22 protein-coding genes are annotated in these 25285 nt (G+C 58.3%); 7 read left to right on the top strand and 15 right to left on the bottom strand.

The window, feature by feature from the left end:
• Position 1: 1 nt before the first annotated feature.
• The 8 genes from MOV80_RS18620 to rpmH form a co-directional block, all read right to left on the bottom strand.
• Positions 2-997: an NAD-dependent 4,6-dehydratase LegB gene (locus tag MOV80_RS18620; protein WP_205422973.1), complete on the bottom strand. Its 996-nt coding sequence runs from the start codon at positions 995-997 to the stop codon at positions 2-4.
• A 42-nt stretch (positions 998-1039) separates the two neighbouring features.
• Complete coding sequence (locus MOV80_RS18615; RefSeq protein ID WP_107732997.1) at positions 1040-1999, bottom strand: glycosyltransferase family 2 protein; 960 nt, start codon at positions 1997-1999, stop codon at positions 1040-1042.
• 368 nt (positions 2000-2367) lie between these two features.
• A protein-coding gene (locus MOV80_RS18610; RefSeq protein ID WP_107732998.1) for an IS3 family transposase occupies positions 2368-3452 on the bottom strand; the annotation gives its coding sequence in 2 pieces (ribosomal slippage) (positions 2368-3200 and positions 3200-3452; 1086 coding nt in all).
• A gap of 317 nt (positions 3453-3769) precedes the next feature.
• Positions 3770-5122: a tRNA uridine-5-carboxymethylaminomethyl(34) synthesis GTPase MnmE gene (mnmE, locus tag MOV80_RS18605; protein ID WP_019102217.1), complete on the bottom strand. Its 1353-nt coding sequence runs from the start codon at positions 5120-5122 to the stop codon at positions 3770-3772.
• Between the two features lie 124 nt (positions 5123-5246).
• Positions 5247-6899, bottom strand: a complete 1653-nt coding sequence (yidC, locus tag MOV80_RS18600; protein WP_194427241.1) for a membrane protein insertase YidC — start codon at positions 6897-6899, stop codon at positions 5247-5249.
• A gap of 21 nt (positions 6900-6920) precedes the next feature.
• Positions 6921-7130: a membrane protein insertion efficiency factor YidD gene (gene yidD / locus MOV80_RS18595; protein ID WP_043639818.1), complete on the bottom strand. Its 210-nt coding sequence runs from the start codon at positions 7128-7130 to the stop codon at positions 6921-6923.
• Positions 7106-7471, bottom strand: coding sequence for a ribonuclease P protein component (gene rnpA, locus MOV80_RS18590; RefSeq protein WP_039753648.1), 366 nt, complete (start codon positions 7469-7471; stop codon positions 7106-7108). Before rnpA ends, yidD begins: the two co-directional genes overlap by 25 nt.
• A 4-nt stretch (positions 7472-7475) precedes the next feature.
• Positions 7476-7610 carry a 50S ribosomal protein L34 gene (gene rpmH, locus MOV80_RS18585; protein ID WP_019100333.1) on the bottom strand — a complete coding sequence of 45 codons (135 nt, stop codon included), beginning with the start codon at positions 7608-7610 and terminating at the stop codon, positions 7476-7478.
• A gap of 457 nt (positions 7611-8067) precedes the next feature.
• Here rpmH and dnaA point away from each other — a divergent pair, with 457 nt between their 5' ends.
• The 3 genes from dnaA (at position 8068) to gyrB (ending at position 13166) form a co-directional block, all read left to right on the top strand.
• The gene (dnaA, locus tag MOV80_RS18580) at positions 8068-9462 is read left to right on the top strand and encodes a chromosomal replication initiator protein DnaA (RefSeq protein WP_043592546.1); all 1395 of its coding nucleotides are present in this window, start codon (positions 8068-8070) and stop codon (positions 9460-9462) included.
• Between the two features lie 54 nt (positions 9463-9516).
• Positions 9517-10626, top strand: a complete 1110-nt coding sequence (gene dnaN, locus MOV80_RS18575; RefSeq protein WP_043592545.1) for a DNA polymerase III subunit beta — start codon at positions 9517-9519, stop codon at positions 10624-10626.
• Between the two features lie 149 nt (positions 10627-10775).
• Positions 10776-13166: a DNA topoisomerase (ATP-hydrolyzing) subunit B gene (gene gyrB, locus MOV80_RS18570; RefSeq protein WP_043592544.1), complete on the top strand. Its 2391-nt coding sequence runs from the start codon at positions 10776-10778 to the stop codon at positions 13164-13166.
• 410 nt (positions 13167-13576) lie between these two features.
• Here gyrB and MOV80_RS18565 read toward each other — a convergent pair whose 3' ends face one another.
• Genes MOV80_RS18565 through MOV80_RS18555 form a run of 3 tightly spaced genes read right to left on the bottom strand, consistent with a single transcriptional unit; the run spans position 13577 to position 15730 of the window.
• A complete protein-coding gene (locus MOV80_RS18565; protein ID WP_249605374.1) occupies positions 13577-14155 on the bottom strand; it encodes a BglII/BstYI family type II restriction endonuclease in 579 nt (192 codons plus the stop codon).
• Positions 14152-15105: a site-specific DNA-methyltransferase gene (locus MOV80_RS18560; protein ID WP_249605373.1), complete on the bottom strand. Its 954-nt coding sequence runs from the start codon at positions 15103-15105 to the stop codon at positions 14152-14154. Before MOV80_RS18560 ends, MOV80_RS18565 begins: the two co-directional genes overlap by 4 nt.
• A gap of 52 nt (positions 15106-15157) precedes the next feature.
• On the bottom strand, positions 15158-15730 hold the full coding sequence (locus tag MOV80_RS18555; RefSeq protein WP_249605372.1) for a recombinase family protein: 573 nt from the start codon (positions 15728-15730) through the stop codon (positions 15158-15160).
• Between the two features lie 267 nt (positions 15731-15997).
• Between MOV80_RS18555 and MOV80_RS18550 the strand changes: the two genes are divergently transcribed.
• Genes MOV80_RS18550 through MOV80_RS18540 form a run of 3 tightly spaced genes read left to right on the top strand, consistent with a single transcriptional unit; the run spans position 15998 to position 18259 of the window.
• Entirely contained in the window at positions 15998-16405 is a 408-nt protein-coding gene (locus MOV80_RS18550; protein ID WP_249605371.1) for an HIT domain-containing protein, read from the top strand.
• Positions 16402-17472 (top strand): HNH endonuclease, encoded by a 1071-nt coding sequence (locus tag MOV80_RS18545; RefSeq protein WP_249605370.1) that lies wholly within the window; start codon positions 16402-16404, stop codon positions 17470-17472. Before MOV80_RS18550 ends, MOV80_RS18545 begins: the two co-directional genes overlap by 4 nt.
• A 46-nt stretch (positions 17473-17518) precedes the next feature.
• Positions 17519-18259: a hypothetical protein gene (locus MOV80_RS18540; RefSeq protein ID WP_249605369.1), complete on the top strand. Its 741-nt coding sequence runs from the start codon at positions 17519-17521 to the stop codon at positions 18257-18259.
• Between the two features lie 62 nt (positions 18260-18321).
• On the opposite strand, the gene MOV80_RS18535 is transcribed toward MOV80_RS18540, so the two are convergent.
• The 4 genes from MOV80_RS18535 to MOV80_RS18520 all read right to left on the bottom strand — a co-directional run bounded on the left by MOV80_RS18535 (position 18322) and on the right by MOV80_RS18520 (position 20766).
• A complete protein-coding gene (locus MOV80_RS18535) occupies positions 18322-18699 on the bottom strand; it encodes a hypothetical protein (RefSeq protein WP_249605368.1) in 378 nt (125 codons plus the stop codon).
• A 373-nt stretch (positions 18700-19072) separates the two neighbouring features.
• Positions 19073-20236, bottom strand: coding sequence for a histidine decarboxylase (locus MOV80_RS18530; RefSeq protein WP_249605367.1), 1164 nt, complete (start codon positions 20234-20236; stop codon positions 19073-19075).
• A gap of 18 nt (positions 20237-20254) precedes the next feature.
• Positions 20255-20497, bottom strand: coding sequence for a hypothetical protein (locus MOV80_RS18525; protein WP_249605366.1), 243 nt, complete (start codon positions 20495-20497; stop codon positions 20255-20257).
• Positions 20494-20766 carry a phosphopantetheine-binding protein gene (locus MOV80_RS18520; protein ID WP_052052138.1) on the bottom strand — a complete coding sequence of 91 codons (273 nt, stop codon included), beginning with the start codon at positions 20764-20766 and terminating at the stop codon, positions 20494-20496. Before MOV80_RS18520 ends, MOV80_RS18525 begins: the two co-directional genes overlap by 4 nt.
• A 124-nt stretch (positions 20767-20890) precedes the next feature.
• On the opposite strand from MOV80_RS18520, the gene MOV80_RS18515 reads away from it, so the two are divergent.
• Complete coding sequence (locus MOV80_RS18515) at positions 20891-25285, top strand: amino acid adenylation domain-containing protein (RefSeq protein WP_249605365.1); 4395 nt, start codon at positions 20891-20893, stop codon at positions 25283-25285.

Genomic DNA, 25285 nt, shown 5'->3' with positions numbered 1-25285 from the left:
ATCAAATGTTGTAGCGGTCCGCTTTGTATGCTGTTAGGTTTTTCGGGTCTAAAAACCATTCCACTGTTTCAGCTATGCCTCGACGAAATCCTTCATGCCCTCCATATACAGGTTTCCAGCCAAATAGGCGCTGCGCTTTTTGATTGTCAGCCCAGAGTCTTTCTACTTCAGAGTTTTTAGGTCGGAGACGTGTTTCATCAGTGTGTATCTCGATAGACTTGCCAAGAACGTCAGCAATGAGCTGTGCTGTGTCTCCAATGGAAATTTCATAGTTGCTGCCGAAATTAATTACCTCTCCTTCTCCAGATTGACTTTCTAGCGCAGCGATGAAACCTGCAACAGTGTCCTGCACAAAGTTAAAATCTCTAGTGGGTGAAGTTGCACCCAATTTGAGTACACGGTTCCCATTGGCAACTTGAGTAATAATGGTTGGTATAACGGCACGTGCAGATTGTCGGGGACCATAAGTGTTGAATGGGCGAGCAATCACGACAGGTAAATTGAAAGAAGCGTAGAAAGAGTAAGCTAATTGATCTGCGCCAATTTTGGATGCTGAATATGGTGACTGACCTTGAAGCGGATGCTCTTCCGTGATTGGAACGAAGCGCGCCGTGCCATATACTTCGCTAGTAGAGGTGTGAACCACGCGATTAATTCCGAGGTCTCGAGCCGCTTGTAGGACATTCAGTGTGCCCTTAATATTGGTATCAAGATAGGTGTCGGGGGAGTGGTAAGAATAGGGGATTGCGATTAGGGCGGCTAAATGGAGTACGGCATCACATCCTTGAAGTGCCGTCCTGACCCCATGGGGGTCGCGAATATCTCCAGCGAAAACATCTAGGTTTTGTCGTATATGGTCGGGGGTGTGATCTAGCCAGCCCCATGAATTAAATGAGTTATACAGCACAAAAGCACGCACATCATGCCCTCTTTCGATGAGAGCTTCGACAAGATGCGAACCAATAAAACCGTCTGCGCCAGTAACAAGAACCTTCACAATACACCTCACAGTTGGAAGTTTATTTATTTTAGAGTGGTGCTATATTTTATTTAGAAGTGATGCGACAAAAACCCCTGAATTGCCAAAAATAGTTTGGCGATGAACTCCGGAAGAGAATATTGCAAAAGTCCGAATGATTAAGGGTTTTTTTCGTGCGAGAGAAAATGACTCTAGAGTACTCTTATTTTCGAGGGTCAGTCTGTCTTTGATTGATGCAAGTGCAGCTAGGTTTGTATTTAGCCATTCTCTATATCTGCCGTGAAATATTTTGTGTAGACGAGTCAAGGACGCGGACACGCCTTTATTAGTGCCAACAAAATTTCTAGCATGCTGACGGTAACGAATATAAGGGGTTGGGTCATAAAGAACGACTCCCCCGCAACCTGATACTAGTAAGTAAGCCCACCAGTCATGGGATACTATTTTGAGGTTTTTGCCTGTTGCTAGCATTATATCGCGGGCTGCTTTGTTAAACACCATTGTATTTCCGCCGGCAATATTTTGTAATAAGGCATTGGAAAAGCAGGGGGGTTTGCAAAGAGTCTTTGAAAAGCCTATCTTGTTGTTGTTCTCATCAACAAGGAGGGTTCTTCCGCAATATAAGGCTGGAGTTTCTTTAGGAATTTGTTCAAGTCTGGTTAGGGCGGCACTTAGTTTATCTGCTTCCCATATGTCGTCTTGATCTGAAAAGGCATAGTAGTCTGCATCAATGTTGGGGTCGCAGACGAGGGATAGGAAGTTGGCTGCGAACCCTTGTTGTGGGCCGCGTCGTATCGTGAGACGACTTTTGCCCCAAGTGGATTGGTACTTCTCAAGAATGTCCATGGTTTGATCAGTGGATCCATCGTCAGATGCCCAAACGCTCCAATTGTTTAGCGTCTGAGTTACAAATGAATCTAGCTGGTCAGATAAATGAGGCTGGCCATTGAAGGTGCCGAGCAGAATCGCCACCTTTAGGTCGGCGATGTTGGTGTCATTGACCGGGCCTGATCTGGGCATGGCTACTACTCCAGTAAAACCTATTGCGTGGTTGGAGGGACTTTTCAGTTCGACATCGTTTGAGTGTGACGACAAAGCTTGCCTGAATTAAGTATATTCATCAACTTACCTCGAATAGGAGTCCCGTTTGCAGTGGCCCGGCAGCACGTCTAAGACGTGGGCTTGGGGGGAAAAAATAGACAGGCAAATAACTTTTCTCAAAAATTAATGACGTGCGTATATTTAATTAAGTATAACCTGTTGCACTGCTTGCCGACAATGCTTGCCGGAATTGTGGACAGGTTCGGAAACTGGAAAAACCTGTCCGAGAGTGGAGATGGGTGACCTCCTCCCGACTAACCGAGCGGTCTAAGCTGGAGATTGCCGGCTTAAAGATGAGCAAGTCGGAACTCGCTCGGGGTCTGGTCGCCCAGCGAACTGTGAGGCCTGAATTCGTTGTAATCCTGTCGCCAACGCTCGATTTTGTCACGCGCGTCATCCAGCGACAGAAACCAATGCACATTCAGGCACTCATCCCGCAGACTGCCGTTAAACGACTCGATAAAAGCATTATCCGTCGGTTTTCCTGGCCGCGAGAAGTCCAGCGTGACACCTTGTTGGTATGCCCATTGATCCAGTGCCATCGATATAAACTCGCTGCCATTGTCGACCTGAATCCGTTGTGGTGTCCCGCGCAAGACTTGAACATGCCGCATCGTAGCAACCACGTCCGCAGCTTTCAGCACGAAATCCACCGTGATCGCCAGGCTCTCCCGGCTAAAATTATCCACTACAGTTAAGGCCCGGATTTTCTGGCCGTTGAACAGCTGATCGGCGACGAAATCCATGCTCCAGCAGGCATTCAAACTGGAGACCGCCGGCCGGGCTTGCCGGTGTGCGGCCGCCACTCGCCGCTTGGGCCGCTTGCGCCGCAGGTTCAGACCTTCCTCGCAGTAGATCCGGTAGGTCTTCTTGTGATTGATCTGCCAGCCCTCACGCCGTAGCAGGACGTGGATGCGGCGCGCGCCATAACGAATACGCGTGGCGGCGATCTCGCGGATCCGCTGTCGCTCCGCGCGATCGTTTCGAGGATGAGGGCGATAAAAATAGCTAGCTTGCCGCAATTGAATGACTGCGGTGGCACGACGGATGCTGACGCGGTACGCGTCAATCAGGAAGTTGGCCAACTCGCGTTTGCGGGCCGGCCTCACAGCTTTTTTTGGATGACTTCCTGCAGCATCAGCTTGTCCAGGCTCAGGTCAGCGACCATGCGCTTGAGGCGGGCGTTCTCTTCTTCCAGTTGTTTCAGGCGGCGCAGCTCGCTGACACCTAGGCCGCCGTATTTCTTCTTCCAGTTGTAGAAGGTGGCTTCAGAGATACCCATCTTGCGGCAGACCTCGGCGACGGTGGTGCCGGATTCCGCCTGGCGCAATGCGAAGGCGATCTGTTCTTCGGTGAACTTCGATTTTTTCATGACAAACCATCCTGCCCGGATGGGCTTAAATTTGCCAGAAATCTCTACTTTTCACCGCTACGTTTTTGCGGGAGGAGGTCATTTTTGCGGGAGGAGGTCAGTCAGGAGGAGGTCAAATAGAGCACAGTACACCAGACCTCGAACAGGTCGACTGTCCTTGGCTTGATTTTTTGCGTACGCTATTCCAAGTAGTGGTCCGATCTGTTCGACCTGTTCACGACTTACGCCGCTTGGATAATGGCTTCTTCGCATTCGGCAATTATCTTAGGACGAAAAGGTCGTGAACAGGCTCTTAGATTTTGCAAGTTGTTAGAGGGTTACTTGCCTATGCAGAAGCGGCTGAAAATTACCCCCAGCAGATCGTCGGCGCTGAATTCGCCGGTGATCTCGGACAGCGCGTTCTGCGCCATGCGCAACTCCTCGGCGAAGATTTCCACTTGCTCCCAGTCCGCGTGCGCCAGCTCCAGATGTTCGGCGGCGCGGCGGATGGCGTCCAGGTGGCGCTGGCGCGCCAGGAACACGCCTTCGCCGCCGCCGCTGTAGCCTATCATTTCCAGCAGCTTGGCCTTGAGCAGCTCCACGCCGGCGTGGGTGCGCGCGGACAGGCGCACCAGCGGGTGGCCGTCTTCATCGGCCAGGCCAGGCGCTTCGCCGGACAGGTCCACCTTGTTGAACACGTGCACGCGCGGCAGCGCCGCCGGCAGCCGTTGCAGGATGGCCTGTACCTCGCCGGTCAGGCCGTCGCGGCTGTCCGCCAGCACCAGGGCCAGGTCCGCGCGCTCCACCGCCTGCCAGGTGCGTTCTATGCCTATCTTTTCCACCACGTCGTCGGTGTCGCGCAGGCCGGCGGTGTCGATGATGTGCACCGGCACGCCGTCGATGACGATTTCCTCGCGCACGGTGTCGCGGGTGGTGCCGGCGATGTCCGTCACGATGGCGATGTCGTCGCCGGCCAGCGCGTTCATCAGGCTGGATTTGCCGACATTGGGCTGGCCCACCAGCACCACGTGCATGCCCTCGCGCAGGATGGCGCCCTGTTTGGCGGTGGCCTGCACCTGCACCAGCCGGCCGCGCAGCCGTTCCAGCTTGCCTAGCGCGTCCGCCTGTTTGAGGAAGTCGATTTCCTCTTCCGGGAAGTCCAGCGTCGCCTCCACCAGCATGCGCAGGGTGATCAGCTCGTCCACCAGCACGTGGATTTCCTTGGAGAAGGCGCCTTTCAGCGATTTAAGCGCGCTCTTGGCCGCGGTTTCGCTGCTGGCGTCGATCAAGTCCGCCACGCTTTCCGCCTGGGCCAGGTCCAGCTTGTCGTTGAGGAAGGCGCGCTTGGTGAATTCGCCCGGTTCCGCCAGCCGCGCGCCCAGCTCCACGCAGCGCGCCAGCAGCATTTTCAGCACCACCGGCCCGCCGTGGCCTTGCAGTTCGATCACGTCCTCGCCGGTAAAGCTGTTGGGGCCGGGGAAGTAGAGCAGCAGCCCGTTGTCCAGCGGCTGGCCGTGGGCGTCGACGAAGTCGGTGTACAGCGCGTAGCGCGGCTTGGGCGTTTTGCCGCCGCTGACGGCGGCGGCGAAGGGCAGCAAATCCTTGCCGGACACGCGGATTACGCCAACGCCGCCGCGGCCGGGAGCGGTGGCGATGGCGCAGATGGTGGCGGGGGTGTAGCTGAGGCTCATGGGCATTCCTTGGAATCTGGGCCGCGGCCCCCGCGCGGCGGGGCGTCGTGGCGAATACGCTTCAATTATCCAGCAAAAAACCCGGCCATGCGGCCGGGTTTGGGGTTCAGAGCGCGCGGGGCAATCAGGATTGCAGCGCGGCCTTGTTTTTCTTCTCGATGCTCTTGTTGATCTGCCACTGCTGGGCCATCGACAAGATGTTGTTGACCACGTAGTACAGCACCAGGCCGGACGGGAAGAAGAAGAACATCACCGAGAAGGCCACCGGCATGATTTTCATCATCTTGGCCTGCATCGGGTCCGCCGGCGGCGGGTTCAGGAAGGTTTGCAGGAACATGGTGGCCGCCATGATTACCGGCAGCACATAGTACGGGTCCGGGCGGGCCAAGTCGGTGTACCACAGAATCCACGGCGCCTGGCGCAGCTCAACCGAAGCCAGTAGCGCCCAGTACAGGCCGATGAACACCGGGATCTGGATCAGCATGGGCAGGCAGCCGCCCAGCGGATTCACCTTCTCGGACTTGTACATCTCCATCACCGCCTGCTGGAACTTCATGCGGTCGTCGCCGTACTGCTCCTTCATGCGCTCAAGACGCGGCGCCAGCGCCTTCATCTTGGCCATGGAGCGGTAGGACGCGGCGGTCAGCGGGTAGAAGATGGCCTTGACGGTCAGGGTCAGCAGCACGATGGCCCAGCCCCAGTTCTGCACCAGCAGGTGCAGCTTGGTCAGCAGCCAGAACAGCGGGGAGGCGAAGATGTGGAAGATGCCGAAGTCCTTGGCGTATTCCATGCCGTCGGCCAGCTTGCTGATCACATCGTACTCTTCCGGGCCGGCGAACAGCGGCACGGACACGCTCAGGCTCTGGCCCGGGGCGATGGTGGCGTAATCCACCAGCGCGGCGGCGGAGTTCAGGCCGTTGCTCTGCTTCAGCTCAAAGCGGCAGGACTTGTCGTCCTTGCACACGCTGGCGCCGTCCAGCGGCTTCAGAATCCACGCGGACATGAAGTAGTGCTGGATCATGGCCACCCAGCCGTCGCTGCCGGTCTTGGCGTAATCGCCCTTGCCCTTGGCCAGGTCGTCGAAGCTCACCTTCTGGAATTTGTTTTCCGAGGTGTAAACAGCCGGGCCGGTGAAGGTGTGGGCCAGGCGGCCTTCGCCTTCCGGCGTTTGGCTGTCGCGCAGCAGGCGGTAGTAAGCGGTGGCGGCCAGCGGCGCGGCGCCGCCGTTGGCGATGTCGTAACGCACGCCAATCTTGTAGCTGCCCTTGGTGAAGGTGTAGATCTTGCTTACCTTCACGCCGTTGGCTTCCGGCGCGGTCAGCTTCACTTCCAGCTTGTCGCCGGAGAGCTCGTAGCTGGTCTTTTCAGCGGTGAACACGGTTTTGTGGGTGGGCAGCGCCGGGTTGCTGGCGGCCACCAGGCCGGTTTGCGCCACATAGACGCGGCCGTTCCGGTCCGTCAGCAGATCAAGCGGCTTTTTGCTGTCCACGGCGGAATCGTGCTTCAACAGCGTCAGCTGGCGCAGATCGCCGCCCACGGTGTCGATCTCCGCCTTCAGCACATCGGTGTTCACCGTGATGCGCTGGCCGGAAGTCAGTTTGTTGGAATCCACCGGCTGGGCGTTGTGGGACGCGCCGTTGGCGGCCTGCGGCTGTGTGGCGGCCTGCTTTTGCGCGGCAACTTGCTGCGGCGTCGGCTTGGGCGCGAAAAACTCCTGCCAACCTAGCAGGATGCCCAGGGACAGCATGATGAAGATTATGAGGCGCTTGGAATCCATCTCTCGATACCGGATTTAAGTTCAGGGAACTGGGTCGTAGCCGCTGCCGCCCCAGGGGTGGCAACGTCCGATGCGTCTGGCGGCCAGCCAGCCGCCCTTGAGTGCGCCGTGCTTTTTCACCGCTTCGATCGCGTAGCTGGAACAGGTGGGCTGGAAGCGGCAACGCGGTGCCAGCCACGGGCTGATAGCCAGCTGGTAAAAACGGATCAGGAGGATGAAGAGGCGCGACATCGTGCCAGTTTAGCAAACAGAGAAGACAAAGCCGTGATCACTTCAGTTCGCTCGGCGCGCGTAAAAGGCACCTTGGCGCGGACCACGAAGTCCATGTCCGGCAGAGTTTGCCGGTTCAGGCGGAACCATTCGCGCACCGTGCGCTTGATGTAGTTGCGACGCACGGCCCGCTTGTGGACCTTGCGGCCCACCACCAGGCCCAGCCGCGCGTGCCCCAATTCATTGGGTCGGGCCGATACCTGAAACGTGGCGTTGCTGCGCGACATCCGCAAACTAAAAACGGATGAGAACTCATCCGTTTTTAATAGCCGGTGCGCACGGCGAAAGCGGTAAGCCGACAAAGGCTTATACGGCCAGACGCTTGCGGCCTTTGGAACGACGAGCTGCGATCACAGCACGGCCGCCGCGGGACTTCATGCGGACCAGAAAGCCGTGAGTGCGTTTACGACGGGTATTGGAGGGCTGGTAAGTACGCTTCATGATTGGAATTCCTGTTTCGAAACGGAAATAAACGCGTGATTTGACAGGATAAACGCCGGTTTGTCAATGAGGAATTTTCTAAGCACCTGTGGATAACTTTGAGAAAAACCGTTAGAATGCCAAGGCTTACCGTTCCGAGTTCGCTGCGCAATTATTGAACGCGCGCCGGGGCGGAACGCCAACCCTAGAGAAGCACTGCCAAAATTCAGCCCCACCCACTGGAGCAACGCGCGCCCGCGCAAGCGCGGCGCGGGCCGATCCAGGAATTTTGCCAGCGGTTCTCGGGGGCCGCCCCATCCATGCATCGCCCGCCTTGCGGCCCGGCGATGCGCGGCCCGCGGCCCTTGAATCATGCCGAACACACGTCGTCCGCCCCGCGTACGGGGCGCGGCGGCTTCTCCCGCCGCTTGGCCGTAACGCCGACAGCGGGTTTTTCGCTTTTACTTGCGTATATGTAATGACCGAACTGGATCAATTTTGGCCTGGCTGCCTGGCCCGCCTGGAGGCCGAACTGTCTTCGCAACAGTTCAATACCTGGATCAAGCCGCTATCGGCCGAAACCACGGAAGAGGGCATCGCGCTGTTTGCGCCCAACCGCTTCATCATGCAGTTCATCAAGGACCGCTTCCTGGCGCGCATTGAAGAACTGGCGGTGGAACTGGTGGGCGAATGCTTGGTGGAGCTGCGCTTGGGCGCGCCCGCTGGCCGGCCGCTGGCCGCGCCCGCGATGGCGCCGGCCAAAGCCAAGCCCGCACCCAGCGTGCCGGCGCCCAGCGCGCCGTCCCAGGCCAAGCAGGCCGCGGTCAAAGCCATTGGCGGCAGCCACGAAAGCACCCGGCTCAACCCCTCGTTCACCTTCGACACCCTGGTGACCGGCAAGGGCAACCAGCTGGCGCGCGCCGCGGCCATGCAAATTGCGGAAAACCCGGGCGACCAAGCTTACAACCCGCTGTTTGTCTACGGCGGCGTGGGCCTGGGTAAGACCCACTTGATCCAGGCCATCGGCAACCACGTGTTCCAAAAGAACCCGCAAGCCAAGATCCGTTACATCCACGCCGAACGCTACGTGGCCGACATCATGCGCGCCTACCAGCACAAGGCCTTTGACGAATTCAAGCGCTACTACCACTCGCTGGACCTGCTGCTGATCGACGACATCCAGTTCTTCGCCGGCAAGAACCGCACCCAGGAAGAATTCTTCTACGCCTTCAACGCGCTGATCGAGGGCGGCAAGCAGGTCATCATGACCTGTGACAGCTACCCCAAGCAGATAGAAGGCATGGAAGAGCGGCTGATCTCCCGCTTCTCCTGGGGCCTGACCGTGGAAATCCAGCCGCCGGAGCTGGAAATGCGCGTGGCCATCTTGATGAAAAAGGCCGAGGCCGACAGCATCAAGCTGGACCACAACGTGGCCTTCTTCATTGCCCAGAACGTGCGCTCCAACGTGCGCGAACTGGAAGGCGCGCTCAAGCGCGTGGTGGCCTACGCCCGCTTTACCAATCAGAACATCTCGCTGGAACTGGTCAAGGAAGCGCTCAAGGACATCCTGGCCGCCGGCAACCGCCAGGTGACCGTGGACGCCATCCAGAAAACCGTGGCCGAGTACTACAAGATCAAGCTGTCCGACATGCACAGCAAAAAGCGCAGCCGCGACATCGCCCGGCCGCGCCAGGTGGCGATGGCGCTGGCCAAGGAACTGACCCAGCTGTCCCTGCCCAATATCGGCGACGCCTTTGGCGGCCGCGACCACACCACCGTGCTGCACGCCTGCAAGACCATTGCCGAAATGCGCGGCAACGACGCCGATATTGCTCACGATTACGACACGCTGCTGGCCATGCTGCGTAACTAAGACCATGAAGCCTAACTTGAACCGACTCACAAACACCCAACGGGAGCCCGCCCCATGCTGATCCTGCAAGCCGAACGCGATGCCCTGCTCAAGCCACTGCTGGCAGTCACCGGCATTGTCGAGCGTCGTCACACCCTGCCCATCCTGTCCAATGTGCTGATAGAGAAAAAAGGCGGACAAGTGGGCTTCCTGGCCACGGACCTGGAAATCCAGATCACCACCGCCAGCAGCGATGAATTACCGGGCGAAGACTTCCGCCTGACCACCTCCGCCAAAAAGCTGCAGGACATCCTGCGCGCCATCCCGGGCAACGCCACTGTGACCCTGGAACAACTGGACGGCGGCCGCCTGACCCTGAAAGCCGGCAAGAGCCGTTTCAACCTGCAAACCCTGCCGGCAGACGACTTCCCGTTGTTGTCCGTGGGCAGCGCCAGCGACTCCAGCTTTAGCCTGAGCCAGCGCGAACTCAAGCGCCTGATCTCCCAGGTGCAATACGCGATGGCGGTGCAGGACATCCGCTACTACCTGAACGGCCTGTTGATGCAGACCGACGGCAACCAAGTGCGCCTGGTGGCCACCGACGGACACCGCCTGGCCTTCGCCAGCGCGGACGTGGAAGCCAACCTGCCCAAATCCGAAGTGATCCTGCCGCGCAAGACCATCATCGAGCTGTACAAGCTGCTGCAGGACATCGACGACCCGATCAATATCGAAGTGCTGGCCAACCAGGTGCGCTTCAGCTTCGGCTCCACCGTCATCATCAGCAAAGTGGTGGACGGCAAGTTCCCGGACTACAACCGCGTCATCCCGCTGGACAACGACAAGATCTTCCTGATCGAACGCCTGGAATTCCTGCACGCCTTGCAGCGCGCCGCCATTCTGGCCAACGAGAAATTCCGCGGCGTGCGCCTGGTGCTCAAGCCCGGCTCCATGTCTATCCTCTGCACCAACAGCGAGCAGGAAGAAGCGGAAGAAGAACTGGAAATTGCCTACCAGGGCGGCGAGCTGGAAATCGGCTTCAACATCAACTACCTGATGGACGTGCTGACCAACCTGCCGGCGGACACCCTGCAAATGGCCTTTGGCGACTCCAACCGCAGCACCCTGGTCACCATACCGGACGTGAGCAACTTCAAATACATCGTCATGCCCATGCGGATTTGACGCCGGCCGCCACCCGGCAGCCCGCTGGCGGCGGAGGCCCCGCCACCGCCCCGGCAAACGGATTTTCAGATTGACCGGCAGAGGCCGGCCGCGCGGCGCCAGGAGTCACTCCCGGCCCGCCCGGCCCCTCTCCATACAGAAAGCAGCAGATGAGCGAACAGGAATACGGCGCGGATAGCATCAAAGTCCTCAAAGGATTGGATGCCGTACGCAAACGCCCCGGCATGTATATTGGCGACACCTCGGACGGCACCGGCTTGCACCACATGGTGTTTGAAGTGCTGGACAACGCCATTGACGAAGCGCTGGCCGGCCATGCCGACACCATCAAGGTCATCATCAACCCCGACAACTCCATCACCGTGGAAGACAACGGCCGGGGCATCCCCACCGACATCCACCCGGAAGAAGGGCGATCGGCGGCGGAAGTGATCATGACCATCCTGCACGCCGGCGGCAAATTCGACAGTAACAGCTACAAGATCTCCGGCGGCCTGCACGGCGTGGGCGTTTCCGTGGTGAACGCGCTGTCCGATTGGCTGAAACTGAAAATCTGGCGCGACGGCAAAGTCCATGAAATGGAATTCCGCCGCGGCGACGCCGTGGCCCCGCTCACCGTGACCGGCCACACCAACCACCGCGGCACGGAAGTGACCTTCCGCGCCAGCGAAGAAACCTTCGGCCTGGTGGAATTCCACTTTGACATCCTGGCCAAGCGCATCCGCGAACTGTCCTTCCTGAATCAGGGCGTGGGCATCCAGCTGATAGACAAGCGCACCGGCAAGGAAGAAAACTTCGCCTTCTCCGGCGGCGTGGCCGGCTTCGTGGAATACATGAACCGCAACAAGACCGTGCTGCACCCCAAAGTGTTCTACGGCATTGGCGAAAAAGACGGCATGAGCGTGGAAGTGGCGATGCAGTGGAACGACTCCTACCAGGAAAGCGTCCAGTGCTTCACCAACAACATCCCCCAGCGCGACGGCGGCACCCACATGACCGCGCTCCGCCAGGTGATGACCCGCACGCTGAACCAGTACATCGAAGAATCCGAAGTGGCCAAAAAGGCCAAGGTGGACACCTCCGGCGACGACATGCGCGAAGGCCTGACCTGCGTGCTCTCCGTCAAACTGCCGGACCCCAAGTTCTCCAGCCAAACCAAGGACAAACTGGTTTCCAGCGAAATTGGCCCGGTGGTCAATGAAGTGATCAGCGAAGCGCTGAAAACCTATCTGCTGGAACACCCCAACGACGCCAAAATCATCTGCGGCAAGATTGTGGAAGCCGCCCGCGCCCGCGAAGCCGCGCGCAAGGCCCGCGAAATCACCCGCCGCAAAGGCATCATGGACGGCCTGGGCCTGCCCGGCAAACTGGCGGACTGCCAGGAAAAAGACCCCAAGCTGTGCGAACTGTACCTGGTGGAGGGTGACTCCGCCGGCGGCTCCGCCAAACAAGGCCGCGACCGCAAATTCCAGGCCATCCTGCCGCTGAAGGGCAAGATCCTGAACGTGGAACGCGCCCGCTTCGACAAAATGCTGCAAAGCCAGGAAGTGGCCACCCTGATCACCGCCATGGGCTGCGGCATTGGCAAGGACGAATACAACCCGGACAAACTGCGCTACCACCGCATCATCATCATGACCGATGCCGACGTGGACGGCGCCCACATCCGCACCCTGCTGCTCACCTTCTTCTACCGCCAAATGAGCGAACTAGTAGAGCGCGGCCACATCTACATCGCCCAGCCGCCGCTGTACAAGGCCAAACTGGGCAAGCAAGAGCGCTACCTCAAGGACGACTCCGAACTCAACCAGTTCCTGCTGCAACTGGCGCTGGAAAAAGCCGAACTGATCCCGGCGGAAGGCGCCGCCGCATTGTCCGGCGACACCCTGGGCGAAATTGCCCGCCAGTTCCTGCTGACCCGCTCCGTGATTGAACGCGAAAGCCGCGTGATAGACCCGCTGGTGCTGGAAGCCATGCTCAAGACCGGCCCGCTGTCCCTCAGCAGCCAGCAAGAAGCGGACGCCGCGCTGGCCAAACTGAGCGCGCTGCTGCCGGCGGACGCCATCGAACTGCAACTGCTGCGCGACGAAAAGAACGACGGCCACCTGATCAAGATCATCCGCAAACTGCACGGCAACGTGATGGTAACGGTGATGGACCAGGACTTCCTGGAATCCGGCGACTACGCGGAAATGAAGAAAACCGGCGACATGCTCAGCGGCCTGCTGCGCGAAGGCGCCCACGTCAAACGTGGCGAAACCGTGAAACCGGTGGCGGAGTTCGGCGAAGCGCTGGACTGGCTGCTGGCGGAAGTGAAGAAGGGCATGAACATCCAGCGCTATAAAGGCCTGGGCGAGATGAACCCGGAACAGCTGTGGGAAACCACCATGGACCCCACTGTGCGCCGCCTGCTGAAGGTGCGTATTGAAGACGTGATGAGCGCGGACGACGTGTTCACCACTCTGATGGGCGACGAAGTGGAACCGCGCCGGAACTTCATCGAGGGCAATGCCTTGATTGCGCGGAATATTGATGTGTAAGGATGTAGGGTGACACTCAAAGTGAAATTTGTGTCAGGTTAGTGAAAAAATGCTGACACAGATAACGAAAAACCCACCGGTTAGTTTCGGTGGGTTTTTTCACTATGGATCAAACTGTTGCTTTTCGGCCTGAGCTGCCGGTGATAATTGTCTTGTGCGGCAGCAATACTGCGATTAGCGGACTCTGTCGAGATCTCGCAGTCGAGTCACTGTTTTATCTGCTGGCGAACGGTGGAGGGTAAACATCGACCTCGCACCACCGCCACGCGCTATACCTACAATTTACAATTCCCACTCTATTGTAAATTGCGGTAAATACATCAATAAATTCAATGGGTTGCGCGGCAGTATTTTCACGATGCCATGATTTGTACCATGTCCAGTAGTAACTGCACATGAATTACTCTCAGTTAGGCATCAATCCCAAGGATCAAAACAGGGGTGTCAATATTTGATACCCCGCGCTGGGTCAAGTCCCAAGCGAACTGTTCAAAATAAGAAACCCCAGTACTCATTTCGTCGGCAAAATTTTTCACTGGGACAATTTCAATCCCAGTATCAATCAGCCCCATATTCCTAAAGATAGTCATCTTCGCGCACACGTTGTAAACCATAAATGCATACTTTCCGAATTGGACCTCAATGCCAAGTTTTACGCCTGGCTTTACAAAATCCATATCTCGAAAGGGCTTAACATGCGACTGTTTTGCAGGCGTATATCCCGGCAAAATCTCACCATGTACATAATCACAGTTAACCTTGTGATTAATCCAGCCGTGAGGATGCAACTGATTTTTGAATTCATTATTTATATCAACTGGTGAGTACAACATTGTACCCATCATAGTTTTCTCTTTGCTGACCTTAGTTTTAAATTGCGCTGCATTGATGTTGTTAATTGCCTGCGTAATTTCAGCTAGCTCGGCCGCATATTGGCTTAAAACCTTTTGCTTGCCACCATTAAAATCATATTGCGCGACTATTCTCATATTAATTTTTCCTGTTTGTCTTCAAGCCATTGGGTCGGAACTTGCGCCACTTTTTCTTTGCCTGTTGGTTTGTGAACTGGCTTTCCAAGTGGCCGAATTTTTAGCGTCCCGTTTTGAAACTCTTTCACTCTCTCGGTTGCCAGTGCATTATATGTAGAGTCTCTGTCTATCATCATTCCGCGACGGTTCTGTTTAATGGCCGCGATTACACTACTACCGACCCCTCCAAACGGATCCAAAACCCAGTCATTTTCATTAGTCAACGCCAAAACACAGCGCTCAATCAATTCAATAGGGAACTGACATGGATGCTCTGTCTTTTCTGGATGATTAGACTTAACATTAGGTATTTCAATGCGACCATCTTCCCACTCTTGGCAAATTATTCGCCAATAATCGGAAGGATTTTTCCCTAGGGGATTTCCACTAGGCTGGCCGGCCTTTTCACCCTTGTAGTGGAGCTTGCCAGGATATTTTGAAGGAATACGAACGGGGTCCAAGTTAAATGTATATTCATCCCCTTTGGTAAACCAAAGTAGCACCTCGTAGCGACCGGAGAAGCGCTTGCTAGCGTGCAGGCCGTGGTCAAAGTGCCAAACAATGCGATTTCGCAAACGCATCCCCAGCTCTTTGAATAAGGGATAAAAATAAATATCTAGTGGAAAGACCTCCCCTGCATCAACATAGTTTCCTACCTGCCAAACAATACTTCCATCTTTCGCAGTAATGCGATACATTTCTTTGACTATTTCATTTTGCCAAGCGAGATAGTCGTTTAGGCTTACTTGCTTTTCGTACACCTTCCCAATGTTGTACGGAGGTGAAGACACTACTAATTTGAAAGTATCAGAAGGCAGTTTTTTCAACTGTTCTAAGGTGTCGTCTTGGCAAATGACGATGTGCTCGTTCACATCGAATTTTTGACTGATTGGATGGTGTTCTATCATCATTTCGAGATCGTCTTTACCTTTTAGATGGCCCCGGACCCTAGCCCGCGCCTAATTATTGTCCTGCCGACGAATTGACCCCGGCGTGTTTATATATTGTTGCCCTCGATACCCCGTAGCGGTCAGCTATCGCAGTAACTGGAATATTTTTATCGCACAAAAGGGCCTTGATTTCACGTATCTGCTGTTGTGTTAGCGCGGGCTTTCGCCCACCCTTGCGACCTCTTGCACGGGCTGCAGCAAGGCCCGCATGTGTGCGCTCCCGGATTAGATTTCGCTCGAACTCGGCAAGCGCCGCGAAAACATGAAAAACAAGCTTTCCAGCAGCGCTACCCGTCTCGATCCTCTCACCCAAACTCTCGAAACCAATGCCTCGCCGCTCCAATTCGCCAACAATTCGTACTAGATCGGGAAGGCTGCGGCCAAGGCGATCCAGTCGCCACACGACAAGGGTATCGCCTTCACGCAGTGCCTTGCAGCATTGCTCTAGCTCAGGCCTACCTGCTGACTTTCCGCTGGCCGTCTCCTCATAGATCGTTGAACATCCATTCCGCGCCAGGGCATCCCGTTGTAAGTCAAGATTCTGATCGTCGGTCGAAACACGTGCGTATCCGATGCGTTGATTCATTAACGATTACGAGACGTTGAAAAATTGACGGGAATTTTAACAGAAAAGAGGCCATTGCGAGGTGATTTTGGCACGTGATGAGCCTGTTCACAAAACGACCGTTTGCCAAACACCAAGCAGAAACCGAGATAGGTTCAGGCACCGTTAGCAATGACCAAGTTGGACTGCTCCGGTACTCAGTAGGCAATCTGGGTAATGTGTTGACCTACTCCCATCCATGAAATAGTTAAAAGGCATATAATCTCGTCGACTTCACCATCCAGCTGAATGATTCAGCCTAATCGCACTGTCATGTCCCTCTGCCCCTTCTGCTCTCTGTCTCCGGACCGCCACCTGTTCGCCAACACCTACGGCGTGGTGATCCGAGACGGCTTTCCCATTTCTCCTGGCCACACACTGATCATCCCGCGCCGGCACATTGCCTCATTCTTTGCGCTGGAGCCTGCGGAGCGAGAAGGGCTGATGGTGTTGCTGGACCAGGCTCGTCAGCAGTTGTTAGCGGAACTGAAGCCGGATGGTTTCAATATTGGTATCAACGATGGCACGGCTGCAGGGCAGACGGTGCCGCATTTGCACATCCACCTGATCCCACGTTTTGCTGGGGACCGGGAGGACTCGCGTGGCGGGGTACGTTGGATCATTCCTGAAAAAGCAGACTACTGGTCGCCGCGATGACGGCGGTGCCTTCCGCGCAGGAACAAATCGCTTTCATCCTGAAGCTTCAGCGTTTGTTCAGTGAGGGCGAGTTCAGCGCCACCTACAAGTTTGCCTTGCTGTTGACTCTGGCCGAGTTGGCGGTGGAGTACGGGGACGATAGTGGTGCGGCCTTGAGCCTGCCAATGGCCAAGGTGGGGGAGAAGTTTGCCGAGCTTTATTGGCGGCATGTTCCGCCGTATTCCTCTGGCTTGGTGGACACAGTGGGTGAGACGCTGCATCAGAATAAGGGCTCGGTGGTGGCGATCATGCGGCCTTTGCGACAACTGCATGCCTTGAGCCATGGCCAGTGGTCACAAGTGCGGGCTTTGTCGGTTTGGCCGGCTTGCCTAAAGGCTATCTGCCAAACGGTGCGAGTTATGCCCTTGAAGCATTTGCAGATGCTGGGTGGCCAGTTGGACCCTTTCCTTTATACCTATCCATGCCCACCTGACCGGGTGGTGTTGAGCGCCGGGGTGGCGTTCAATCTGCGTCGTTATCAAGAGCTGGTGCAGCAACTGGCCAAGGCCGGTTGGCTGGAGCATGTGCGCAGTAATAAGCTGAACCGGGTGATTCTGGGGATGCGGGATGATCTGGAAACCTTCATGTTCGGTTCCGCTCGCGCGGATCTTAGCGAGGTGGCCAAGGTGTTGGGCCCTTTGCAGCAGCAGTGCTGTTTCTATTGTCAGCAGCCTATCAAGGGCAAGGCGCAGGTGGATCACTTTATCCCCTGGTCTCGTTATTCGCGGGACACCGCGCACAACTTTGTGTTGGCGCATGCTGCCTGCAACCGCAGCAAGCGAGACATGTTGGCGGCCAAACCGCATTTGGAGCGTTGGCTGGAGCACCTTTCTAGGCATGGCGATGAGCAGGGTGTGCTATTAGCACAGTTGGGCTTTGTCTCAGACCAAAGGTGCTCGCTTAGTGTGGCGGAGTGGGCGTATCGGAGTGGTGCGTATGCGCAGTCATTTAGTTGGTGGCGAGAACATGAAACAGAGCTGATTACTGATGTGTGCCTGGATGCATTTTATAAGGTGAGTGTTTTTTAAGCTGTTATTTGTTTCCTTGTGAATTCGGGTGAAAGGGAGCTGTGTTATGGGAGAATTACTGCAGCAAGTGAAAATGGTGTCGGAGCAGTTTGGAGACGTAGTGTCTTTTATTTTAATAATTGGGGGTGTGCTGTATCTGATTGAGCGGGCGATAAATATTTATAAAATGCTAAAATTGGATCGCAGAGAGAGAAGGAAAGAAGATTTTGCAGTTGTTGGTTCTTTGGTGGGGGGCGATCGATATCTTGAATTGTTGCACGCGGAGAGCAAGTTTCAGGAAGCGTTTTTTAGAGAGACAGGTTTGAATTTGAATAAAAAAGATAGGGAGAATATACTTGAGCTCTATTTTTTGGTTTCTATGCGGAGCACTGATCTGAAACATCTTTATTATTTTGTTGAGAAAGCAGGTGATGGTAAGTTTAAGGTGCAAATTACAATTGCAGAGCTTTTTCAGCTGGCTGCAACAATTCTAATTGCTTTGATAATTGCAATTACAGGGGTGAAGGTGATGTTATCTCTTGGGTCTTCACATGTAATTTGGCTGCCGATTATTTTGTTTGCAACCATTTTGTTTGTGTTTGCCTTTATCTTTATGTCTAGAGCTTCTATTTTGGAATGGGTGGTCGTCTGTAAAGTAGCTGATCGCTTGGCTGGTATGGATAAGTTGATAGGTAATCCTGGATTTTTAAATCAGGTTAAAGGTGCATGCAAACAGGGTTGGAAATCATTTGTCTATATAGTTTTAGGGGTGGTGATTTTAGTGTTGGTTGCGGATGTCTTGCTATAATTAATTTTCTGATTAGCAAAGCCTATTTGAAGCGCCGCAGCCCCGCTGCGGCGTTTCCACATCTACATCACCGAGCAAATCAGTCTGTGGCTGGTTTGTAGTTCTTGCTGCACGGGCTCCAGCAAGGTCACGATCTGGTCGCAGTTCAGCGTTTTGTCTTCCGGACAGCTTTGCAGCAGGGTCAGCAGTGCGTGCAGGCTTCGGTTGGCGTAGTGGAGGTGCATGGTGCCGCAGGTGATGCTTTCGTCCACGTTCAGGTAGTGCCGGTCCAGTTGTTGGCTTAGTGTTTCCAGTTCCGGCTGGCCTTGGGCGCTGACGCGCAGCGCTGTCAGCAGGTCTTGCAGCTGTTGCAGGATGGGGGTGTCGCTGGCGCTAGCGGTGATGGTCTCGGCCAAGGCGCTAGGATCAGGATTGCTTTGGCTGATATTAAATATATTCACTATGGCCTCCACAAACATTTGCTTAAGGAAGCCTGCGCGGCACGCACGGGAGGCGTGGGCAGGCTCATGACAAAGTGGGAGGACCGGAACGTTCCACGGCAGCCCCAAGGGGCTCAGTGCCATGAGCCCGCCCGGTGGTGGCAGACGCATGAGCACATAGCAAGTCGCAGCCAAGCGATTTGCTAAGAAACGTTCAAAACGGGCCTCCCAGCCCATGGCTGCGTTATTTGGCGCAGCGCATGGGCAGAGTAAGGGGGGCTAGGCCCAGCGTCAAGGCGGCGGCGGGCTGGGGGTGGGGATTACAGCAGAAAGCCGCCCTTTCCGGGCGGCTTTTTACGCGGCATTGCCACAAGGTGGCGGATCTAAGCTGGCTTTAAGCCGCGCTCATGGCGGCGCCGGCCGGGGCCGTTACGGCGCCAAGGTCCTGGATGATGTCGTCAATCAGGCGGTCCAGCCGCTGGCTGTCGTGGTGGTGGGGCGTGGTGATCAGGTGGGCCGCGCCGCCGGATCGGGCCAGGCCGTGTTTGTTGCACACGGGTTCGGACGGGCTGGGGAACACCACGGTGATGGAGTTCTGGCAGCGCCAGGCCTGGATGCCGGCGGCCTGGAAGCGGTCTATCGCGTATTGGGCCATGTCCAGGCAGTGGCGCACTTTGCGACGCCATTCCGCCAGCGGCCGGCTCTTGATGGCCGCCCACAGCATCATGGGGGTGTGCCCGTTGCGGGAGCCGCTGATGGTTTGGTCTCTGGCGGAGATGTAGTCGATTTCCACGGAGATGCGCGACACATTGCTGCGTTTGGCCAGCACGATGCCGCACGGCATGGGCGAACCTATCATCTTGTGCCCGGACACGCTGATGGAGTCGATGCCGTCGGCGAAGGAGTAGGGCTGCGGGGCGTCGACAAAGGGCAGGATCATGCCGCTGAGCGCGGCGTCCGCGTGCAGGTAGTAGTCCCGCCGCGGGATGCCGGCCTGGGCCAGCTTGTCTTGGATGATGCCGATGTCGTCCACGGCGCCTTTCATGGTGGTGCCCACGTTGACGAAGACGATGGGGTGGCGTTCTTGGTCCTGTTGGATTTTGGCCACCAGGTCGTCGTAGTCGATTTCGCCGCTGGGCAGGGAGTCCACCGCGCGGGATTTGATGCGCAGCAGCTTGATGATCTTGGCCACGGAGTAGTGGCTGTCCTTGGAGTAGTACAGCGTGGCGTCCGGGAACAGTTCTCGGGCGAGGTAGCAGCCAAACATATTGCCTTCGGTGCCGCCGTTGGTCACGTAGCCCCAGCTTTCGTCAAAGGGGATGTGGAACAGTTCGGCGAAGAAGTGCATGACTTCGCGTTCGAAGTCGAAGGAGTTCAGCAGGTAGTTGCTGCTTTCGTTCCAGTCGCCGCAGTTGTTGATGGAGAAGCGCAGGAAGCGGTGCAAGGGGGTGTAGTCGAAGTCGGCTGACTCTGGGTAAGCAAGATTGAAATATTGGTGCTGCAAGCAGTACTGCCAAAAAGATTCGATACGGTTTTGGTCTAGAGAAGACAGCGACATGGGTGGCTCCGTGGTTTCTCAGTGGGTTGGAGTGGGTATTACCGGGTGTTTTTCCTTGTTGACTGGGCGTGGGTTGGCGCCCGGTTTTTGTCTGTTTTTTGCATCCGCGGTGCGGATGATGGTTTTCATTGCCGGGGCTGCCCGGCGGGCGTGAAGGGCCCAGGGCGCATCGGATGCGCGGTTTTCTTTGTGCTTGGCAGACAAGCTCAAAAAGCGGGCCAAAAACGTGAACAGCTTTTCGCCACACTGGTTGTGCTTCAAGCACCCGCTTGTCGGGCCTCCAGCAACGCTTCCCAGTCCGCCAGTGTGGGGGAGCGGCTCAGTTCTTCCGTGCGCACGGGGATGCCGCGGGCGTTGAGTTCGGCGGCCAGCGTCATTAGGCGCAGGGAATCCAGGCCGTAATACATCAGGTTTTCCGTGGGGTTCAGTTCCCCGTCTTCCGCTATCAGTTGCCGTAGCCGGCTGTGCAGCCATTGGCGCGGGCTGGCGGCTTCCAATTGCCTTGGTTTTGCTGGCTTTTCATTCGTCATGAAGATTTCACCTTGATCATTGCATCACGCTAATGGTGTAAATTATAATCATTCGCATTTAGAGATGCCATATGGAGATGAAAGAAATGCAAGAAATCCATTTGTCAATTTTCAGGGGCGTGAAATGAGAGAGTTGACTTCAATGCAAGCGGCCTGCTGGATGGGCCGGGGCGATCATTCGGATCTGGGTGGCGTCTCTGCGCATTTGTATGCGGAGTTCGACGGCCAGGCCATTGATCTGCCGCGTTTGGTGGCCGCGCTGGGCAGGCTGGGCCGGGAGCACGGGATGCTGCGCGCCTGCGTAACGGCGGACGGCATGCAGGCGCTGGCGGCGGCGGATAAAGTGCCTCATTTGGAGGTGGAGGATTTCACCGCCTTGGAGGGCGAGGCGCTGGCGCAGCGCCTGGAAGCCAAGCGCCAGCAGTGGACACATCAGCGGCTTGACCTGGCAACGGGTCAAGCCGTTCGTTTTTCCATCAGCTTGTTTGGCGCGGGGGATAGCCGGCTGCATGTGGACGCGGACATGATCGCCGTGGACCCGTCCAGCTTCCGTGTGCTGATGGAGGATTTGGCGCTGTTTTATGAATCCCCGGACGCGGAGCTGCCGCCCACGCCGTCTTTCTTTGAGTGGTGCGACCGGGCGCGGGACGAGCCCTGGCTCAAGGCGGCCCGGGAGCGGGACCGCGATTGGTGGCGGGAGCAATTGCCCAATATCGCGCCGGCGCCGTCCTTGCCGCGCCGGGCGGTGCCGGCGGGCGCGGCGTCCAGCCATCGCCTGTGCGCCTGGCTGGCGCCGGAGCAGCGCCAGGCTTTGCGGCGCTTGGCCAAGGCGCAGCGGCTGACGCTGTCCGGCCTGATGCTGGGCTTGTTCGCCCAGGCCTTGGGCGCGGCCACCGGGGACCGGCGCTTCCGGCTGAACGTGCCGGTGTTCTGGCGGCCGCCGCTGCTGAAGGGCGCGGAACGCATCATCGGGGAGTTTGCCAACCTGGTGTTGCTGGATGTGGATTTGGACGCGGCGCCGACTACGGGCGCGCTGTGCCGAAACCTGGCCGCGCAGTTGCTGGAGCGCGCCGGCCATTGCGCTTATCCGGGCGTCAACCTGATGCGGGATTTGTCCCGCCATCACCGTTCGCCGCAGATTGCGCCGGTGGTGTTCACCGCGGCGCTGGACATGCCGGGCGGGGAGCTGTTCTCGGAGCGGGTGCGGCGCGCCTTCGGCGCGATGAACTGGGTGATTTCGCAAGGGCCGCAGGTAGCGCTGGACGCGCAGATCGTCAGCGCGGACGGCGGGGTGTTGATCAATTGGGACATCCGTCTGGACGCCTTGCAGCAAGACTGGGTCACGCAGCTATTCAACGATTTTGTGGCGCTGGCCACGGCGGTGGCGGCGGACCCGGCCGCGCTGGAGCGGCCGCTGGCGCAGCCGGAGGCGGAAACGCCGTTGACGGTGTTGCAGCAGGCGTATCTGCTGGGCCGCACCGCGCAGCTGCCGCTGGGCGGGGTGGCGATGCAGGAATTCCGTGAATACCACGGCGCCATGGACCCGGCGTTGTTGCGCGCCCGGCTGGGCGAGATGGTGCGGCGTCACGATTGCCTGCGTACGGTGATAGATGTTGCGCGTTTGCGGCAGCGGGTCCGCACGCAGCCGCGGGTGAATCTGCGGGAGGTGGATTTGCGCGCCTTGTCGCCGGCGGCGGCTCAGGAGCGGGTGGCGGCGGCGCGCGAGGATTACGCCCACGCGCTGTTTGATCTGGAGCACTCCCCGTGGGAGCTGACGCTGTTCCTGCTGCCGGACGGCTCCTTGACGGTGTTTGCGCGTTTTGACGCTTTGATTGTCGACGGCCGTTCCATCGCCGCGCTGATGCTGGAGCTGTTCCAGGGTGTGGTGGAGCCGAGCAGGCCGGCCGCCGCCACGGCGGCCGAGGTGTCCGCGGAAGCGCGCAAGGCGGACGCGCTGTATTGGAAAAACAAGCTGGCCGATTGCTGCGGCGCGCCGAGGCTGCCCTGGCGCAAGCCCTTGGATCAATTGGGCGTGGCGCGCTATGAGCGGCAAAGCCTGACGGTGAGCGCGGAGCGTTTCGAGCGGCTGAGCAAGCTGGGCAACGGCCAACGCTTTTTCAAGAACACCACGGTGATGGCGCTGGTGTTGGAGGTGCTGTCGCACTGGCTGGACGAGGGTGGCTTGTGCGTGGCGGTGCCGGTGGCGCCGTTGCCGTCCGGCGGTTTCTCCAACCGTTCCAGCTTCATCGCGGTGGCGTGGCAGGCGGGGCTGGACAGCCTGGCGGAGCGCGGCCGCCGCTTGCAGGCGGACGTGATGGAGGGTTTGCAGCATCTGGCCTTCTCCGGCGTGGATCTGGCGCGGATGTTGTTTGAAAACCATGGCCCCGGCCCGGCGCTGCCGGTGGTGGTGACCAATGGCTTGTCGTGGCCGGCGGCGGCGGAGGGCGCAATGCGCCAGATAGGCGGGCTGACCCAGACGCCGCAGGTGGCGATGGATCTGCGCTTTTCCGCGCGGGCGGACGGCGCGCTGGTGTTTGATATCGACTACGCCCGCGACGCATTGGAGCCGGCGCTGGTGGGCGCGGTGCTGAGCGCGCTGGAGCAGGCCATCGAGCAGGTGGTGGACAGCGGCGTGTTCGAGGCACCGGCCGGGCGGGTGCTGGATTACGGCCATTACCGGCTGAACAGCGTGGAAGCCGAGGCGCGGCGCGAGGATTTCCTCGGCCGCATCGCCGCCCATATCTTTGACCCGGACAACGCCAGGGTGGCGCTGATCAGCGGCCAGCGGCGGATACGCTACGGCGAGCTGGGCGAGGCGGTGTCCCGGGCGATGGCGGCGCTGAAGGCGCGCGGCGTGAGCGCGGGCCAGGTGGTGGCGGTATGCCTGCCGCGCAGCCCGGAGCACACCATCCTCACCCTGGCGTGCGCCTTCAGCGGCGTGGTGTGGGTGCCGATAGACGCGGCGTCCCCGGAGGAGCGGCTGCGTTATCTGCTGGACAACTGCCGGCCAAACCTGGTGGTGGCGGCCCAGCCCTTGCCGACGGAGCATGCGCGGGCCACGCCGGAACAACTGCTGGCCGAGCCCGCGCCGCTCGCCGCGCGCGGCGGCTGGCAGGCGCTGTCCCTGAGCGAGACGCCGGCGTATTACCTGTACACCTCGGGCACCACCGGCAAGCCCAAGTGCGTGGTGTTGTGCAACCGGGCCACGGCCAATGTCATTGGCTCCACGCTGGAACACTGGCAGGTGAGCCAGCGCGATGTGTGCATGTCGGTGACGCCGCTGCATCACGATATGTCGGTGTTCGACGTGCTGGGCAGCCTGAGCGCCGGCGCCACGCTGGTGTTGCCGGAGGCGGGCGAGGAGAAGGACGCGGTGCGCTGGAACCAACTGGTGGACGAGCACGGCGTCACGCTGTGGTGCACGGTGCCGGCCATGCTGGAGATGTTGCTGTCTTGCCGGCGGGAAGGCGGGCTGCAAAGCCTGCGGCTGGTGGCCCAGGGCGGGGATTACATCAAGCCGTCCATCATCGCGGATTTGCGCGCCGCCCTGTCGGCGGCGCGGCTGCTGTCCTTGGGCGGGCCGACGGAAACCACGATCTGGAGCATCTGGCACGACATCCTCGCCGAGGATTGCGCCAAGGTGCCCTATGGCCGGCCGCTGCCCGGCAACCGCTATTGGCTGCTGAACGAGCGCGGCGAGCATTGCCCGGCCGGCGTGGCCGGCCGCATCCACACCGCCGGCGTCAATCTGGCGCTGGGCTATCTGGAAAACGGCGAGCTGACCCAGCACGACTTCGTCATGGTGCGGGACGAGGCCGGCCAGGAGGCGCGGGCCTTCCGCACGAGCGACTGCGGCCGCTACCGGCCGGACGGGGTGATGATGTTCGACAGCCGGGTGAACGGCTACGTCAAGGTGCGCGGCGTGCGGGTGTCGCTGCCGGACATCGAGATGGAGCTGATCAAGCATCCGGCGCTGGCCCATGTGCTGGTGGTGGATGTGGGCGACGAGCGGCAGGGGGAGCTGGGCATAGGCGCGCTTTACGTGGCCAAGCCCGGCGCGGAGGCGAGCGCGGCGGATCTGCGCGAGCACGCGCGCCGCGTCCTGCCGCAATCTCATGTGCCCACGCGCTTCCTGCGGGTGGAGCAGCTGCCCTTGTCGCAAAACGGCAAGCCGGACCGCCGCGGCGCGCGCGCGCTGTTGCAGGCGCCGGCCCAGGTTCCGGCTCAGAACCCTGTGGCGCCGCCGGCGCCCGTGGCCGCCGTTGCCGAGGCACCGGCCCCGGCGACACGGCACCGGCGCCCGGTGCTGGACATTTATCTGGGCGTGCTGGGGCGTTCCTATCAGGAACTGGCCGACGAGTTGCTGGATTTCAGCAGCATGGGCTTGCTGCCCCAGCATCTGAAAGCCATTGCGGCGCGCATGCGGGAAACCTTCGCCGTGGAGCTGTCGCCCGGACAGCTGCTGCGTTGCCGCAATGTGGCGGATGTGGAGCGTTTGCTGGTGGCTGGTCAGCCTTGA

This window comes from Chromobacterium sp. IRSSSOUMB001, assembly GCF_023507765.1.
Lineage (GTDB): Bacteria > Pseudomonadota > Gammaproteobacteria > Burkholderiales > Chromobacteriaceae > Chromobacterium > Chromobacterium haemolyticum.
This window is presented reverse-complemented; position numbering and strand designations above follow the sequence as displayed.

Bases quoted from the DNA above. Each gene is read 5' to 3' on its own strand.
- MOV80_RS18520 (WP_052052138.1), bottom strand. From the start codon at position 20,766: ATGACGAATGAAAAGCCAGCAAAACCAAGGCAATTGGAAGCCGCCAGC.
- MOV80_RS18615 (WP_107732997.1), bottom strand. From the start codon at position 1,999: ATGCCCAGATCAGGCCCGGTCAATGACACCAACATCGCCGACCTAAAG.
- MOV80_RS18515 (WP_249605365.1), top strand. From the start codon at position 20,891: ATGAGAGAGTTGACTTCAATGCAAGCGGCCTGCTGGATGGGCCGGGGC.
- gyrB (WP_043592544.1), top strand. From the start codon at position 10,776: ATGAGCGAACAGGAATACGGCGCGGATAGCATCAAAGTCCTCAAAGGA.
- MOV80_RS18545 (WP_249605370.1), top strand. From the start codon at position 16,402: ATGACGGCGGTGCCTTCCGCGCAGGAACAAATCGCTTTCATCCTGAAG.
- mnmE (WP_019102217.1), bottom strand. From the start codon at position 5,122: ATGAGCCTCAGCTACACCCCCGCCACCATCTGCGCCATCGCCACCGCT.
- dnaN (WP_043592545.1), top strand. From the start codon at position 9,517: ATGCTGATCCTGCAAGCCGAACGCGATGCCCTGCTCAAGCCACTGCTG.
- yidC (WP_194427241.1), bottom strand. From the start codon at position 6,899: ATGGATTCCAAGCGCCTCATAATCTTCATCATGCTGTCCCTGGGCATC.
- yidD (WP_043639818.1), bottom strand. From the start codon at position 7,130: ATGTCGCGCCTCTTCATCCTCCTGATCCGTTTTTACCAGCTGGCTATC.
- dnaA (WP_043592546.1), top strand. From the start codon at position 8,068: ATGACCGAACTGGATCAATTTTGGCCTGGCTGCCTGGCCCGCCTGGAG.
- MOV80_RS18565 (WP_249605374.1), bottom strand. From the start codon at position 14,155: ATGAGAATAGTCGCGCAATATGATTTTAATGGTGGCAAGCAAAAGGTT.
- MOV80_RS18555 (WP_249605372.1), bottom strand. From the start codon at position 15,730: ATGAATCAACGCATCGGATACGCACGTGTTTCGACCGACGATCAGAAT.
- MOV80_RS18550 (WP_249605371.1), top strand. From the start codon at position 15,998: ATGATTCAGCCTAATCGCACTGTCATGTCCCTCTGCCCCTTCTGCTCT.
- MOV80_RS18530 (WP_249605367.1), bottom strand. From the start codon at position 20,236: ATGTCGCTGTCTTCTCTAGACCAAAACCGTATCGAATCTTTTTGGCAG.
- MOV80_RS18540 (WP_249605369.1), top strand. From the start codon at position 17,519: ATGGGAGAATTACTGCAGCAAGTGAAAATGGTGTCGGAGCAGTTTGGA.
- MOV80_RS18560 (WP_249605373.1), bottom strand. From the start codon at position 15,105: ATGATGATAGAACACCATCCAATCAGTCAAAAATTCGATGTGAACGAG.
- rpmH (WP_019100333.1), bottom strand. From the start codon at position 7,610: ATGAAGCGTACTTACCAGCCCTCCAATACCCGTCGTAAACGCACTCAC.